Source organism: Streptomyces composti (assembly GCF_012034205.1).
In the GTDB taxonomy this organism is placed as follows: domain Bacteria; phylum Actinomycetota; class Actinomycetes; order Streptomycetales; family Streptomycetaceae; genus Streptomyces; species Streptomyces composti.
Genome location: NZ_JAATEM010000014.1, coordinates 97,022 through 112,651 on the forward strand (window position 1 = coordinate 97,022; position 15,630 = coordinate 112,651).

A 15,630-nucleotide genomic window follows, 5' to 3' on the forward strand; every position below is an offset into this window, starting at 1 on the left:
CCGGGGGATCGGGCCGGTCCAGACGGGCGGGCAGGTCAGGCGGGGTCGATCTCGCGCAGCAGACCGGTCTTCACATCGAACACGAACCCGCGCACGTCGTCGGTGTGCAGCAGGAACGGCGAGGTCCGCACCCGCTGCATGGACTGCCGTACGTCCTGGTCGACGTCCCGGAACGCCTCCACCGCCCAGGCGGGACGCTGGCCCACCTCCATCTCCAGCTCGTGCCGGAACTCCTCGGTGAGCGACTCCAGACCGCAGTCGGTGTGATGGATCAGCACCACGCTGCGGGTGCCCAGCGCCCGCTGGCTGATGGTCAGTGAGCGGATCACGTCGTCGGTGACCACACCGCCGGCGTTGCGGATGGTGTGACAGTCGCCGAGCTCCAGGCCCAGCGCGGCGTGCAGGTCGAGGCGGGCGTCCATGCAGGCCACGATCGCCACCCGCAGCACCGGCCGGGCGTCCATCCCGGGGTCGGTGAAGACGTCGGCGTACTCCCGGTTGGCCTCGACCAGACGATCGGTGACCGTGCGGCCGCCGGTGGAAGCGCTCGCGCGGTCCGCAGGAACCGATGCAGAAGTCGTCATACTTCCGACGGTACTGGTCACGCCCGTGCCGGGCTCGCCGTGAACTAGGGACAAAGCCGGGACAAGAGTGTCATCGCGACGCGCTGTGAGGGAATCCACACGAGTGGTGTGAGCTCCGTCTTCCGGGTGTTTCCCGGGCCCCCGGCCGTGTCCCGCCGCGCCCCTGCGCCCCAGCCCTGCACGGGACCGCGACGCGCAGGCCGGTTGATTGACCGGGCCCCGCGGTGGACTAAAGTGGCGCGAAGCGGGAGGCGTGACTCCCCGCTGCACTGATCTCCCCGGAAACCCGGGCCGCGCCCGGAGATCCCCCGCGTGCGCGGCGCGTACGTACGGCTCGGCCTCCTCCCGCTCCCGGTCGGCCGACGCCCCAGGCGCCGGCAGGCCGCCCCCTTCCCGGGACAGGGGCGAGGTGACCCGGCCCTGCGTCGGCGTCGCGCCGGACATGAGAGGGCCCCTTGAGCCAGAGTCGACACGTCCCGGTGATGCTCCAGCGGTGTCTGGACCTGCTGGCGCCCGCCCTGGAGCGGCCCGGAGCGGTCGTCGTCGACTGCACCCTCGGCCTCGGCGGCCACAGCGAGGCGCTCCTCGAACGCTTCCCCGAGGTCCGCCTGGTCGCCCTGGACCGCGACAAGGAGGCCCTGCGCCTGTCCGGCGAACGCCTCGCCCCCTACGGCGAGCGCGCCACCCTGGTGCACGCCGTCTACGACGAGCTGCCCGAGGTGCTCGGCCGGCTCGGCGTCCCGCGCGTGCAGGGCGTCCTGTTCGACCTCGGGGTGTCGTCCATGCAGCTCGACGAGGCCGACCGCGGCTTCGCCTATGCCCAGGACGCTCCGCTCGACATGCGGATGGACCAGACGACCGGCATCAGCGCCGCCGAGGTCCTCAACACCTACCCGCCCGGCGAACTCGTCCGCATCCTGCGCTCCTACGGCGAGGAGAAGCAGGCCCGGCGCATCGTGGCCGCGATCGTCCGGGAGCGCGAGAAGGAGCCGTTCACCACCAGCGCCCGCCTGGTCGAGCTGATCCGCGACGCGCTGCCCCAGGCCGCCAAGCGCACTGGCGGCAACCCGGCCAAGCGCACCTTCCAGGCCCTCAGGATCGAGGTCAACGGCGAACTCGCCGTGCTGGAGCGGGCGATCCCGGCCGCCGTGAAGGCGCTCGCCGTGGACGGACGGATCGCCGTGCTGTCGTACCACTCGCTGGAGGACCGGCTGGTCAAGCAGGTGTTCGCGGCCGGCGCAGCCACCACCGCGCCGCCCGGTCTTCCGGTGGTCCCGGAGCGCTACCAGCCCCGGCTCAAGCTGCTCACGCGCGGTGCCGAACTTCCCACCGAGGAGGAGATCGCCGCGAACCGGCGGGCGGCCCCCGCCCGGCTGCGCGCCGCCCAGCGCATCAGGGAGGACGCCGACGACTGAGCGGGGCGGACCCGGCGGAGCTGTGTGACGACTCAGGGAGCGTGAGTGACCAGGAAACCCGAACTGAAGGGGAGGGCGGCCCGCCTCGCCCGGCTCATCCCCTCCGGACGTGCCCAGGCGGCCCGCACCCCGTTCGTCCTCCTCGTCGTCCTGCTCCTCGGCGGCGGTCTCATCGGGCTCCTGGTGCTGAACTCCGCGCTCAGCGAGGGCGCCTTCGAGCTCGACGACCTCCAGCGCGAGACCAAGAACCTCACCGACGAGGAGCAGTCCCTGCAGCGGGACATCGACGCCTACTCCGCGCCCGACGCCCTCCAGCGCCGCGCCGGGGAACTGGGCATGGTGCCCGGCGGCGACCCCGCCTTCCTCGGCCCCGACGGCAAGGTCAAGGGCGTGCCCCGGCCCGCTCCTGGCGCCCCGGTCCCGATGGTCCTGCCGCCCGAGGCGCTGACCTCGGCGACCTCCCCGCCCCCCGAGGCGACACCCCCGGCCCCCGAGGCCGGCCCCACCACCCCCGCCCCCGCGACGACCCCCGGCAGGTGACGGAAGTGTCCGACAGGGAAGCGCCGCGCCGCCGCGTACCCGGACCCGCCAGGCCCGTCCGCCCGGGCGAGCGGCGCCCCGGGCCCGGCGCCCGCCCCGCCCGCCGCCCGGGACCGCCCCGCCCGGCCCCGCGCACCATCCGCCTGGGCAGCCCGCGCCCCCGGCTGCGCCTGGTCGGCCTGGCCCTGACCCTCGTCATGATCGCCTTCGTGATCCGCCTGTTCCAGGTGCAGGCCGTCGACGCGAGCACCTACGCGGCCAAGGCGGCGCAGAACCGCTATGTCGGCCAGGTGCTCGCCGCCGAGCGCGGCGAGATCACCGACCGCAACGGGGTGGCCCTGGCGACCAGCGTGGACGCCTACGACATCACCGCCGACCCCACCATGTTCACCCCGGAGCAGCTGAAGACCGGCGACGGCCCGGAGCAGGCCGCCGCCCTGCTCGCCCCGATCCTCGGCCAGAGCGAGGAGAAGCTGGTCGCCAAGCTCCGCCCGGAGAACAAGGGGCTGCGCTACGTCAAACTCGCGGGACGGCAGACGCCGCAGGTCTGGAAGCAGATCAAGGACCTGAAGTCCGCGCTGGCCAAGAAGGCGCAGCGCGACAAGTCCACGGTCAACGTACTGTCCGGGGTCTTCTCCGTGCCCACCAGCAAGCGGGTGTACCCCAACAACGAGCTGGCCGCCGGGATACTGGGCTGGGTCAACGCCTCCGGCCGGGGAGGCGGCGGCATCGAGCTGCAGCTGGACGAGGAGCTCACCGGCAAGGACGGCAAGATCCGCTACGCCCAGTCGGGCGGCCGGCTGGTGCCCACCGCCGACTCCACCGAGACCCCGGCGGTGCCCGGCAGCGACGTCGAGCTGACCATCGACCGCGACATCCAGTGGGCCGCGCAGAACGCCATCAGCAAGCAGGTGGCCAAGTCCCGGGCCGACCGCGGCTATGTGATCGTCCAGGACACCCGCACCGGCGAGGTCCTCGCCATGGCCAACGCGCCCGGCTTCGACCCCAACAACCTCTCCGAGGCCGACCCGGACGCGCTCGGCAACGCCGCCCTCCAGGACGCCTACGAGCCCGGCTCCACCGCCAAGGTGCTGTCGATGGCGGCCGTGCTCGAGGAGAACGCCGCCACTCCGCTCACCCATGTCGTGGTGCCCAACCGGCTGCACCGCGGCGACCGTCTCTTCAAGGACGACGTCGACCACCCGACCTGGTACCTGACCCTCAACGGGGTGCTCGCCAAGTCCAGCAACATCGGCACCATCCTGGCCACCGGACAGCTCGGCAAGACCCAGTCCGCCGCCAACAAGGTGCTCTACGACTACCTGCGCCGCTTCGGCCTCGGCGGCCCCACGGGACTGGGCTTCCCGGGCGAGACCAAGGGCATCCTGGCGCCGCCCGAGCAGTGGTCGACCTCGCAGCAGTACACGATTCCTTTCGGCCAGGGCGTGTCCATCAACGCGATGCAGGCCGCCTCCGTGTACTCGACCATCGCCAACGACGGGGTGCGCGTCGAGCCCACCCTGGTGCGCGGCACCAAGGGACCCGACGGGACCTTCACCCGCGCACCCGAGCCCCGGAAGAAGCGGGTGATCAGCGAACGGACGGCGAAGACCCTCGCCCGGATGCTGGAGTCGGTGGTGGACGACGAGGAGGGCACCGGCACCAAGGCGCGCATCCCCGGCTACCGGGTCGCGGGCAAGACGGGTACGGCGAACCGCGTGGATCCGGCCACCGGGAAGTACCGCGGATACACCTCGTCCTTCGCCGGCTTCGCGCCCGCCGACAAGCCCCGGATCACCGTCTACTGCGTCATCCAGAACGCCACCAAGGGCAGCTACTTCGGCGGCCAGATCTGCGGACCGGTGTACAAGCAGGTCATGGAGTTCGCCCTGAAGACCCTGCAGGTCCCCCCGACCGGGGCGAAGCCCGCGAACTACCCGGTCACCTTCAAGCCCTGACCGACCACGCTCCCAGGAACCACCTCGTGACGACGACCTCCCCGCAGCCCGGGAACTCCGGCACCTCCACCCCCTCGCTTCGCCCCGGGGCGGTGACGCCGGGTACGCTCACCGCCGTGCCACACGCTGATCAGTCCCAAACCACCCAGAAGGGCCACCCCGTGACATATCCGGGACCGCCCAGGCCGGAACGGGTCTCCCCGACACCCCTCGCGGAGCTCGCCGGCCTGCTGGGTGCCCCCGCACCGGAGCAGGCCGCCGAGGTCACGGGCATCACCCACGACTCGCGCGCCGTCCGGCCCGGAGACCTGTACGCCGCCCTGCCGGGCGCCCGCGCGCACGGCGCCGACTTCGTCACCCAGGCCGCGGGCCTGGGGGCGGCCGCCGTGCTCACCGACCCGTCCGGCGCCGAACGCGCCGCCGCGACCGGCCTGCCCGTGCTGGTGATCGACGACCCGCGGGGCCGGATGGGCGAGCTGGCCGCCACGATCTACGGCCACCCCGGCCGCGACCTGCTCCAGATCGGCATCACCGGCACCTCCGGCAAGACCACGACCGCCTACCTCGTCGAGGGCGGGCTGCGCACCGCCCGCAGCACGGGGCTGATCGGCACCGTCGAGATGCGCATCGGCGACGAGCGCATCAAGTCCGAGCGCACCACCCCCGAGGCCACCGACCTGCAGGCCCTGTTCGCCGTGATGCGCGAACGCGGCACCGAGGCGGTCGCCATGGAGGTCTCCAGTCACGCCCTGGTCCTCGGCCGGGTCGACGGCTGCGTCTTCGACATCGCCGTCTTCACCAACCTCAGCCCGGAGCACATGGAGTTCCACTCCGGCATGGAGGACTACTTCCGGGCCAAGGCGCAGCTGTTCACGCCGGGACGCAGCAGGCTCGGCGTGGTCAACATCGACGACGAGTACGGCCGCCGCCTGGTCAAGGAGGCCGGCGTCCCGGTCGTCACCTACTCCGCCGAGGGCCACCCGGACGCCGACTGGCGCGCCGAGGACGTCGAGGTCGGGCCGGTGGACTCGGCCTTCACCGTGATCGGTCCCAAGGACGAGCGGATCACCGCCCGCTCGCCGCTGCCGGGCCCCTTCAACGTGGCCAACACCCTGGCCGCGATCGTGGCGCTGGCCGCGGCCGGACTCGACCCGCAGTCCGCCGCCGACGGCGTCGCCGCCGTCCCCGGTGTGCCGGGCCGTCTGGAGCGGGTCGACGCGGGCCAGCCGTATCTCGCGGTCGTCGACTACGCGCACAAGACCGACGCCGTCGAGTCCGTGCTCCGCGCCCTGCGCAAGGTCACCGAGGGCAAGGTGCACGTGGTGCTCGGCTGCGGCGGGGACCGGGACCGGACCAAGCGGGCGCCGATGGGCGCCGCCGCGGCCCGGCTCGCCGACACCGCCGTACTCACATCGGACAACCCCCGCTCCGAGGACCCGCTCGCGATCCTCGCCACCATGCTCCAGGGCGCGGCCTCGGTGCCCGCCCACGAGCGCGGCGAGGTGCAGGTCTTCGAGGACCGGGCCGCCGCGATCGCCGCCGCCGTCGCCCGGGCGCAGCCCGGTGACACCGTGCTGGTCGCCGGCAAGGGCCACGAGCAGGGGCAGGACATCGCCGGGGTGGTGCGTCCCTTCGACGACCGCCAGGTGCTTCGCGAAGCAATCCAGAAGACCCAGGGATGAACTTGTGATCGCCCTCTCCCTCGCCGAGATCGCAGAAGTCGTCGGCGGGCAGACGCACGACATACCGGATCCGTCCGTGCAGGTCACCGGGCCGGTCGTCCGGGACTCGCGGGAGGCGGGTCCGGGCAGCCTCTTCGTCGCCTTCGTCGGCGAGCGCGCCGACGGCCACGACTTCGCGGCCCAGGTCGTCGAGGCGGGCGCGGCCGCCGTGCTCGCCTCCCGGCCGGTGGGCGTGCCCGCGATCGTCGTCGACGACGTGCAGACCGCCCTCGGCGCCCTCGCCCGCCATGTCGTACGGCGCCTCGGCACCACCCTCGTCGCACTGACCGGTTCGGCCGGAAAGACCAGCACCAAGGACCTCGTCGCCCAGGTGCTGGGGCGCAAGGCGCCGACCGTCTTCACCCCCGGCTCGCTCAACAACGAGATCGGTCTGCCGCTGACCGCGCTCAGCGCCACCGAGGAGACCCGCTACCTCGTTCTGGAGATGGGGGCCCGCGGCCTCGGCCACATCAAGTACCTCACCGAGCTGACCCCGCCGCGGATCGGCCTGGTCCTGAACGTCGGCTCCGCGCACATCGGCGAGTTCGGCGGGCGCGAGCAGATCGCCCAGGCCAAGGGCGAGCTGGTCGAGGCGCTCCCGTCCGCCGAGGACGGCGGGGTGGCGGTCCTCAACGCCGACGACCCCCATGTGCGGGCCATGGCCGATCGAACGAAGGCGAAGGTGATCTTCTTCGGGGAGTCCGGCGAAGCGGACGTTCGGGCCGAGAACGTGCGACTCACGGACAGCGGACAGCCCTCCTTCAGGCTTCACACACCCTCCGGTGCAAGCGATGTGACCATGCGCCTGTACGGTGAGCATCACGTGTCGAACGCGCTCGCCGCGGCCGCCGTCGCCCACGAGTTGGGCATGTCCGCAGACGAGATCGCCCTCGCGCTCTCCGAGGCGGGCTCCCTCTCCCGCTGGCGGATGGAGGTCACCGAGCGCCCGGACGGCGTGACGGTCGTCAACGACGCCTACAACGCGAACCCCGAGTCCATGCGGGCCGCCCTGCGTGCGCTGGCGGCGATGGGCAAGGGGCGCCGGACGTGGGCGGTGCTCGGCAAGATGGCCGAGCTCGGGGACGAGGCGCTCGCCGAGCACGACGCGGTCGGACGGCTCGCCGTCCGGCTCAACGTCAGCAAGCTCGTCGCGGTCGGGGGCAGGGAAGCCGCCTGGCTGCAACTGGGCGCATATAACGAGGGTTCGTGGGGTGAGGAGTCGGTGCACGTGTCCGACGCACAGGCGGCGGTCGACCTGCTGCGCAGCGAGCTGCGCCCGGGGGACGTCGTACTCGTGAAGGCGTCCCGGTCGGTCGGGCTCGAGAGCGTGGCGCAGGCGCTGCTCGAGACCGGTGCCGAGGGTGAGGTCGCCGCCCGATGATGAAGCAGATCCTGTTCGCAGGAGTCATTGGCCTCTTCCTGACACTGATCGGCACCCCCCTGCTGATCAAGCTCCTGGCCCGCAAGGGCTACGGCCAGTACATCCGCGACGACGGGCCGCGCGAGCACGCCAGCAAGCGCGGTACGCCGACCATGGGCGGCATCGCCTTCATCCTGGCCACGGTCGCCGCCTACTTCCTGTCCAAGGTGATCACCGGCTACACCCCGTCCTACTCGGGTCTGCTGGTGCTCGGCCTGATGGTCGGCATGGGCATGGTCGGCTTCCTGGACGACTACATCAAGATCGTCAAGCGGCGTTCGCTGGGCCTGCGGGCCAAGGCGAAGATGGCCGGCCAGCTGATCGTCGGCATCGCCTTCGCCGTGCTCTCCCTGCAGTTCGCGGACGCCCGCGGGCAGACCCCCGCCTCCACGAAGCTGTCCTTCATCACGGACTTCGGCTGGACCATCGGCCCGGTGCTGTTCGTCGTCTGGGCGCTGTTCATGATCCTCGCCATGTCCAACGGCGTGAACCTCACCGACGGTCTGGACGGTCTGGCCACCGGCGCCTCGGTCCTCGTCTTCGGTGCCTACACCTTCATCGGCGTCTGGCAGTTCCAGGAGTCCTGCGCCAACGGCGAGACCCTGACCAACCCCAACGCCTGCTTCGAGGTGCGCGACCCGCTCGACCTCGCCGTGGTCTCCTCTGCGCTGATGGGCGCCTGCCTCGGCTTCCTGTGGTGGAACACCTCACCCGCAAAGATCTTCATGGGCGACACCGGTTCGCTGGCGCTCGGCGGTGTGCTCGCCGGCCTCGCGATCTGCTCGCGCACCGAGCTGCTGCTCGCCATCCTGGGCGGCCTGTTCGTCCTCATCACCATGTCGGTGGTCATCCAGGTCGGCTCCTTCCGGCTCACCGGGAAGCGGGTCTTCCGGATGGCACCGCTCCAGCATCACTTCGAACTCAAGGGCTGGTCCGAGGTTCTCGTGGTGGTCCGCTTCTGGATCATCCAGGGCATCTGTGTGATCGTCGGACTCGGCCTCTTCTACGCGGGATGGGCAGCGGAAAAGTGACCTCCTCGGTGACCCGGGACTTCCAGGGCAAGCGCATCACCGTCGCCGGGCTCGGCGTCTCCGGCGTCCCGGCGGCCAAGGTGCTGCACCGCCTCGGCGCTTCGGTCACCGTCGTCAACGACGGCGACGACGACCGTGCCCGCGAACAGGCCGCCGCGCTCGAGACGCTCGGGGTCACCGTGCGCCTCGGCGACGGCGACACCCTGCCCGAGGGCACCGAGCTGATCGTCACCGCCCCCGGCTGGAAGCCGGACAAGCCGCTCTTCGCGGCGGCCGAGGCGGCCGGGGTCCCGGTCTGGGGCGACGTCGAACTCGCCTGGCGGCTGCGGAAACCGGACGCCGCCCCCTGGCTCGCGGTCACCGGCACCAACGGCAAGACCTCCACCGTCCAGATGCTCGCCGCCATCCTGAAGGCGGCCGGCCTGCGCACCGCGGCCGTCGGCAACATCGGCGTCTCCCTGCTGGACGCGGTGCTGGGCGAGGAGGAGTACGACGTGCTCGCCGTGGAGCTGTCCAGCTACCAGCTCCACTGGGCGCCCTCGCTGCGCGCCCACTCCGCCGCCGTGCTCAACCTCGCCCCCGACCACCTCGACTGGCACGGCTCCATGGAGGCCTACGCCGCCGACAAGGGCCGCATCTACGAGGGCAACCGGGTCGCCTGCGTCTACAACGTGGCCGACAAGGCGACCGAGGACCTGGTGCGCGAGGCCGACGTGGAGGAGGGCTGCCGCGCCATCGGCTTCACCCTCGGCACCCCCGGCCCCTCCCAACTCGGCGTCGTGGACGACCTGCTGGTCGACCGCGCCTTCGTGGCGGACCGGTACAAGAACGCCCAGGAGCTGGCCCAGGTCTCCGACGTCCGCCCGCCGGCCCCGCACAACATCGCCAACGCGCTGGCCGCCGCGGCGCTGGCCCGCGCCTTCGGCGTGCCCGCCGCTGCCGTGCGCGAGGGGCTGCGGTCCTTCACCCCGGACGCCCACCGGATCGCGCACGTGGCCGACATCGACGGCGTCTCCTACGTGGACGACTCCAAGGCCACCAACACCCATGCCGCCGAAGCCTCGTTGGCGGCATACGAGAAGATCGTATGGATTGCGGGCGGACTGGCGAAGGGCGCGACCTTCGACGAGCTGGTCGCCAAGTCCGCCGAGCGCCTGCGCGGGGCGGTGCTGATCGGCGCCGACCGCTCCCTGATCCGTGAAGCCCTGGCGCGACACGCCCCGGAAGTACCCGTCGTGGACCTCGAGCGGACCGACACTGGGGCGATGCTCCAGGCTGTCCAGGAGGCGAAGCGGCTCGCACGGCCCGGTGACACGGTCCTGCTGGCCCCCGCCTGCGCCTCGATGGACATGTTCGCCAACTACAACCGGCGTGGTGAGGCGTTCGCACAGGCGGTGCGCGAACTCGGCGCCTGACCCGGACGCCTGCGCCGGGCGACCTTGGGAGGGACGCGTGGGACCGTCGAGGCGCTGTCCGGCCTGCCGAGGAGGCCGGGATGTCCGGTAGCCGTACCTCTCGCCCGCCCGTGCGACGGGCCGCACGCCTGCCGCGCGAGAACCCGGCCCTCGGCCTGGTGGCCAGGCTGCGCCGGGCCTGGGACCGGCCGCTGACCGCGTACTACCTGATCCTCGGCGGCAGCGCGCTGATCACCGTGCTCGGCCTGGTGATGGTCTACTCGGCCTCCCAGATCACCGCGCTGCAGATGTCGCTGCCCGGCTCGTACTTCTTCCGCAAGCAGCTGCTGGCCGCGGTGATCGGCTGCGGGCTGCTGCTGGTGGCCTCCCGGATGCCGGTCCGGCTGCACCGGGCGCTCGCCTACCCCATCCTGGCGGGCGCCGTCGGACTGATGGCGCTGGTGCAGGTGCCGGGGATAGGAGTCGCGGTCAACGGCAACCAGAACTGGATCGCCGTCGGCGGCTCCTTCCAGCTCCAGCCCAGCGAGTTCGGCAAGCTGGCCCTGGTGCTGTGGGGCGCCGATCTGCTCGCCCGCAAACAGGAGCGGCGGCTGCTGACCCAGTGGAAGCACATGCTGGTGCCGCTGGTGCCGGCCGCCTTCATGCTGCTCGGGCTGATCATGCTCGGTGGCGACATGGGCACCGCGATCATCGTCACGGCGATCCTCTTCGGCCTGCTGTGGCTGGCCGGGGCGCCCACCCGGCTCTTCGTCGGGGTGCTCGCCGTCGCCGGGCTGATCGGCGCCTTCCTGATCCGCACCAGCCCCAACCGCATGGCCCGCCTGGCCTGCCTGGGCGCCACCGAACCCCAGTCGGGCCCGGTGGACTGCTGGCAGGCCGTGCACGGGATCTACGCCCTCGCCTCCGGCGGAATCTTCGGCTCCGGGCTCGGTGCGAGTGTGGAGAAATGGGGGCAACTCCCGGAAGCCCACACCGACTTCATCTTCGCCGTCACCGGTGAGGAACTGGGCCTGGCGGGGACGCTGTCGGTGCTCGCTCTCTTCGCCGCTCTAGGCTATGCGGGTATCCGCGTGGCCGGACGCACGGAGGACCCCTTCGTCAGGTATGCCGCGGGAGGCGTGACCACCTGGATCACGGCCCAGGCCGTGATCAACATCGGTGCGGTGCTCGGTCTGCTGCCGATCGCCGGTGTTCCGCTCCCGCTGTTCTCCTACGGGGGATCCGCCCTGCTGCCGACCATGTTCGCCATCGGGCTGCTGATCGCCTTCGCGCGGGACGAGCCCGCTGCGCGGGCGGCGCTTGCGATGCGGCAACCCCGCTTTGGTAGAAAGCGGAACGGGGGTTCTCGACGGCCCCGGAGATGGAACACGATGCGACGGCGCGCCACGGCGGCGCGTACGTCCGGAGAGCGGTGAATTTCGGTGCATGTCGTACTCGCCGGCGGAGGAACCGCGGGCCACATCGAGCCCGCGCTCGCCCTCGCGGACGCCCTGCGCAGGCAGGATCCGACCGTGGGCATCACGGCCCTGGGCACGGAGCGCGGCCTCGAGACGGAACTCGTACCCCAGCGCGGGTACGAACTGGCGCTGATCCCCGCCGTGCCGCTGCCACGCAAGCCCACCCCCGAGCTGATCACCGTCCCGGGGCGGCTGCGCGGCACCATCAAGGCCACCGAGCAGATCCTGGAGCGCACCAAGGCGGACGTCGTGGTCGGCTTCGGCGGCTACGTCGCCCTGCCCGGCTACCTCGCCGCCAAGCGGCTCGGTGTGCCGATCGTGGTGCACGAGGCGAACGCCCGCCCGGGCCTGGCCAACAAGATCGGCTCCCGGTACGCGGCCCAGGTCGCCGTCTCCACGCCCGACAGCAAGCTGCGCAACGCCCGCTACGTCGGCATCCCGCTGCGCCGCTCCATCGCCACCCTGGACCGGGCCGCGATGCGCCCCGAGGCACGCGCCGCCTTCGGTCTGGACCCCAATCTGCCCACGCTGCTGGTCACCGGCGGCTCGCAGGGCGCCCGCCGGCTCAACGAGGTGGTCCAGCAGGTCGCGCCCTGGCTGCAGCAGGCCGGCATCCAGATCCTGCACGCGGTCGGCAAGAAGAACGAACTGCCGCAGGTGCAGCAGATGCCGGGAATGCCACCTTATGTCCCGGTACATTATCTGGACCGGATGGACCTCGCGTACGCCGCGGCCGACATGATGCTGTGCCGCGCGGGCGCGATGACCGTCGCCGAACTCTCCGCCGTCGGACTGCCGGCCGCCTACGTCCCGCTGCCCATCGGCAACGGCGAGCAGCGGCTCAACGCCCAGCCGGTGGTCAAGGCCGGTGGCGGTCTGCTGGTCGACGACGCCGATCTCTCCCCGCAGTGGGTGCAGCAGAACGTCCTGCCCGTGCTGGCCGACCCGCACCGGCTGTACGAGATGTCCCGCGCCGCCGCCGAGTTCGGCCGCCGGGACGCCGACGAGCTGCTGGTCGGCATGGTGTACGAGGCGATCGCCGCCCGTGCGCACCGCTAGGCGTCTATGACGAAGGGCAGGGACGGTGGCCGGACCGACGACCGAGGAGCGGACGCCGCGCCGTGAACGCCGGCCGGAGCCGTCCGGCCGGCCGCCCCTGCGGCGTCTGCTGCGGCGGCACCTTCGAGGGATCGTCGTCCTGGCCGTCGCCCTCGCCTTCCTGGGCAGCGGCGCCTTCTGGCTGCTCTACGGCTCCGACCTCGTCCGCGCCGAGAAGGTGTCCGTCTCCGGGACCCGGGTCCTCACGCCGGAGCAGGTGCGCGAGGCGGCCGACGTGCCGCTGGGGAAGCCCCTGATTTCCGTGGACACCGACGCCGTCGCGTCACGTGTCGGCCGGAAATTGCCCCGAATTGACACGGTGGACGTGGAGCGTTCCTGGCCTCGTGGAATCACGCTGAAAGTGACGGAGCGCACTCCGGTTCTGCTGGTGCAAAAAGGCGGAAAGTTCATCGAAGTGGACGATGAGGGCGTCCGATTCGCCACGGTTTCCCGGGCTCCGGAGGGCGTTCCCACTCTGGAATTGGACCTCGCCCGAAGCGGTTCCGCCGCCGCGAGCCTGCGCCGCTTCGGCGAGGCCCGGCTGGTGCGCGAGGCGGTGCGGGTCGCCGGTGCCGTTCCCGGCCCCGTCGCCCGCCTCACCCGCACCGTCAAGGTCCGTTCCTACGACGACATCTCGCTGGAGCTGAAGGACGGCCGCACCGTCGCCTGGGGAAGCAGCGAGGCGGGTGCGGCAAAGGGCCGTACGCTCACCGCCCTGATGAAAGCGGCGCCCCGCGCGCGGCACTTCGACGTCTCCGTTCCCACCGCCCCTGCGTCATCAGGGAGTTGACGGGCATCAGCGCAGGCCAGCACCCTGGTTGGGCAGCGCTACGCCTGATCACATAGGGTGAAAAGAAAAACGGGAGGTTCGGCGTGTTCGTTGAACGTGCGCCACTTGTCGACTTACTGTCCTGTTCAGAAGACTCCAGGGAACAGACACACTGGTAACCCTAAACTTCAACGTTAGGGTTCGGGTCGGCGATACGGACCGTCCCATTCGGCATCAGTCGTCGCACCGCGGCAAGGCCGTGAGGCGGCGACACGTAACTCGAGGCGAGAGGCCTTCGACGTGGCAGCACCGCAGAACTACCTCGCAGTCATCAAAGTCATCGGTGTCGGCGGCGGTGGTGTCAATGCCATCAACCGGATGATCGAGGTCGGTCTCAAGGGCGTCGAGTTCATCGCCATCAACACCGACGCGCAAGCTCTGTTGATGAGCGACGCCGACGTCAAGCTGGACGTCGGCCGTGAACTCACCCGCGGACTCGGCGCCGGAGCCAACCCGGCCGTGGGCCGCAAGGCCGCCGAGGACCACCGAGAGGAGATCGAGGAGGTCCTCAAGGGGGCCGACATGGTCTTCGTGACAGCCGGTGAAGGCGGCGGCACCGGCACCGGCGGCGCGCCCGTCGTGGCCAACATCGCCCGCTCGCTGGGTGCCCTCACCATCGGTGTGGTCACGCGCCCGTTCACCTTCGAGGGACGGCGCCGCGCCAACCAGGCCGAGGACGGCATCGCCGAGCTCCGTGAAGAGGTCGACACCCTCATCGTCATCCCCAACGACCGGCTGCTGTCCATCTCGGACCGCCAGGTCTCCGTCCTCGACGCCTTCAAGTCGGCGGACCAGGTCCTGCTCTCCGGTGTCCAGGGCATCACCGACCTGATCACCACGCCCGGCCTGATCAACCTCGACTTCGCCGACGTCAAGTCGGTCATGTCCGAGGCCGGTTCGGCCCTGATGGGCATCGGCTCGGCCCGCGGCGACGACCGTGCGGTGGCCGCCGCCGAGATGGCGATCTCCTCCCCGCTGCTCGAGGCCTCCATCGACGGCGCCCGAGGCGTGCTGCTGTCCATCTCCGGCGGGTCCGACCTCGGCCTGTTCGAGATCAACGAGGCCGCCCAGCTGGTCAGCGAGGCCGCCCACCCCGAAGCCAACATCATCTTCGGCGCGGTCATCGACGACGCCCTCGGCGACGAGGTCCGGGTGACCGTGATCGCCGCCGGTTTCGACGGCGGCCAGCCGCCCTCCCGCCGCGAGAACGTGGTCGGATCGGCCTCCGCCAAGCGCGAGGAGCCGGCCCCGTCGCGGCCCGCCGAGAGCCGTCCGTCCTTCGGCTCGCTCGGCAGTGTCACGCCGAAGGAGGAGACCGAGCCGGTCACCCCGGAGCCCGTGGCGGACCTGCCGTCGCCCCAGCCGCCGGTCCCGCCGTCGCGGACCTACGCGGACAGTGCGGCCGAGGAACTGGACGTACCGGACTTCCTGAAGTGATAGGACAGCGCGGACACGTGAGCGGCGCGCACTTCGCCTTCACCGACCGGTGGGGCGGGGTGAGCGCCGCTCCGTATGAGGAGCTCAATCTCGGCGGCGCGGTCGGCGACGACGGCGATGCCGTGCGCACCAACCGCGAGCTGGCCGCGAAGTCCCTCGGGGTGGACCCGGCCCGGGTGGTGTGGATGAACCAGGTGCACGGCGCCGCCGTCACCGTCGTCGACGAACCCTGGGGCGACCGCCCGGTCCCCGGGACCGACGCCGTGGTCACCACCCGGCGGGGGCTGGCGCTCGCCGTCCTCACCGCCGACTGCGTGCCGGTGCTGCTCGCCGACCCGGTGGCCGGGGTGGTCGCCGCGGCCCACGCCGGACGGCCCGGACTGGTCGCCGGGGTGGTCCCCGCCGCCGTGCGCGCCATGACCGGCCTCGGCGCCGACCCCGCCCGCATCGTCGCCCGCACCGGACCCGCGGTGTGCGGCCGGTGCTACGAGGTGCCGGAGGCGATGCGCGCCGAGGTGGCCGCCGTGGAGCCGGCGGCGCACGCCGAGACGAGCTGGGGCACGCCCGCGGTCGATGTGGGCGCCGGAGTGCACGCCCAGCTGGAACGGCTCGGGGTGCGCGACCGGGAGCAGTCGCCGGTGTGCACGCTGGAGTCGGACGATCACTTCTCGTACCGCCGCGACCGCACCACCGGTCGGCTCGCGGGCTATGTGTGGCTGGACTGA

13 protein-coding genes are annotated in these 15,630 nt (G+C 71.7%); 12 read left to right on the plus strand and 1 reads right to left on the minus strand.

Annotated features, from left to right (window positions below; all coding sequences use genetic code 11):
• Nucleotides 1-35 precede the first annotated feature (35 nt).
• Complete coding sequence (locus HCJ93_RS13455) at nucleotides 36-584, minus strand: beta-class carbonic anhydrase (RefSeq protein ID WP_167994673.1); 549 nt, start codon at nucleotides 582-584, stop codon at nucleotides 36-38.
• Between the two features lie 455 nt (nucleotides 585-1,039).
• Between HCJ93_RS13455 and rsmH the strand changes: the two genes are divergently transcribed.
• From rsmH to pgeF, 12 genes are all read left to right on the plus strand, one after another.
• Nucleotides 1,040-1,999: a 16S rRNA (cytosine(1402)-N(4))-methyltransferase RsmH gene (gene rsmH / locus HCJ93_RS13460; protein ID WP_167994675.1), complete on the plus strand. Its 960-nt coding sequence runs from the start codon at nucleotides 1,040-1,042 to the stop codon at nucleotides 1,997-1,999.
• A gap of 45 nt (nucleotides 2,000-2,044) precedes the next feature.
• Nucleotides 2,045-2,539 (plus strand): cell division protein FtsL, encoded by a 495-nt coding sequence (gene ftsL / locus HCJ93_RS13465; RefSeq protein ID WP_167994677.1) that lies wholly within the window; start codon nucleotides 2,045-2,047, stop codon nucleotides 2,537-2,539.
• Nucleotides 2,540-2,544: 5 nt separating this feature from the next.
• Nucleotides 2,545-4,497, plus strand: coding sequence for a peptidoglycan D,D-transpeptidase FtsI family protein (locus tag HCJ93_RS13470; RefSeq protein WP_309141397.1), 1,953 nt, complete (start codon nucleotides 2,545-2,547; stop codon nucleotides 4,495-4,497).
• A gap of 161 nt (nucleotides 4,498-4,658) precedes the next feature.
• Nucleotides 4,659-6,179, plus strand: a complete 1,521-nt coding sequence (locus HCJ93_RS13475) for a UDP-N-acetylmuramoyl-L-alanyl-D-glutamate--2,6-diaminopimelate ligase (protein WP_167994681.1) — start codon at nucleotides 4,659-4,661, stop codon at nucleotides 6,177-6,179.
• A 4-nt stretch (nucleotides 6,180-6,183) separates the two neighbouring features.
• Nucleotides 6,184-7,599: a UDP-N-acetylmuramoyl-tripeptide--D-alanyl-D-alanine ligase gene (locus HCJ93_RS13480; protein ID WP_167994683.1), complete on the plus strand. Its 1,416-nt coding sequence runs from the start codon at nucleotides 6,184-6,186 to the stop codon at nucleotides 7,597-7,599.
• Nucleotides 7,599-8,669, plus strand: a complete 1,071-nt coding sequence (mraY, locus tag HCJ93_RS13485) for a phospho-N-acetylmuramoyl-pentapeptide-transferase (RefSeq protein WP_167994837.1) — start codon at nucleotides 7,599-7,601, stop codon at nucleotides 8,667-8,669. Before HCJ93_RS13480 ends, mraY begins: the two co-directional genes overlap by 1 nt.
• On the plus strand, nucleotides 8,651-10,084 hold the full coding sequence (murD, locus tag HCJ93_RS13490) for a UDP-N-acetylmuramoyl-L-alanine--D-glutamate ligase (protein WP_206317351.1): 1,434 nt from the start codon (nucleotides 8,651-8,653) through the stop codon (nucleotides 10,082-10,084). The genes mraY and murD overlap by 19 nt, the downstream gene beginning before the upstream one ends.
• Before the next feature lie 80 nt (nucleotides 10,085-10,164).
• Nucleotides 10,165-11,499 carry a putative lipid II flippase FtsW gene (gene ftsW / locus HCJ93_RS13495; RefSeq protein WP_167994685.1) on the plus strand — a complete coding sequence of 445 codons (1,335 nt, stop codon included), beginning with the start codon at nucleotides 10,165-10,167 and terminating at the stop codon, nucleotides 11,497-11,499.
• Nucleotides 11,500-11,505: 6 nt separating this feature from the next.
• A complete protein-coding gene (gene murG, locus HCJ93_RS13500) occupies nucleotides 11,506-12,600 on the plus strand; it encodes an undecaprenyldiphospho-muramoylpentapeptide beta-N-acetylglucosaminyltransferase (protein WP_167994687.1) in 1,095 nt (364 codons plus the stop codon).
• A gap of 25 nt (nucleotides 12,601-12,625) precedes the next feature.
• Nucleotides 12,626-13,429 (plus strand): cell division protein FtsQ/DivIB, encoded by an 804-nt coding sequence (locus HCJ93_RS13505; RefSeq protein ID WP_167994689.1) that lies wholly within the window; start codon nucleotides 12,626-12,628, stop codon nucleotides 13,427-13,429.
• Nucleotides 13,430-13,708: 279 nt separating this feature from the next.
• The gene (ftsZ, locus tag HCJ93_RS13510; RefSeq protein ID WP_167994691.1) at nucleotides 13,709-14,905 is read left to right on the plus strand and encodes a cell division protein FtsZ; all 1,197 of its coding nucleotides are present in this window, start codon (nucleotides 13,709-13,711) and stop codon (nucleotides 14,903-14,905) included.
• The gene (gene pgeF, locus HCJ93_RS13515) at nucleotides 14,902-15,630 is read left to right on the plus strand and encodes a peptidoglycan editing factor PgeF (RefSeq protein WP_167994693.1); all 729 of its coding nucleotides are present in this window, start codon (nucleotides 14,902-14,904) and stop codon (nucleotides 15,628-15,630) included. Before ftsZ ends, pgeF begins: the two co-directional genes overlap by 4 nt.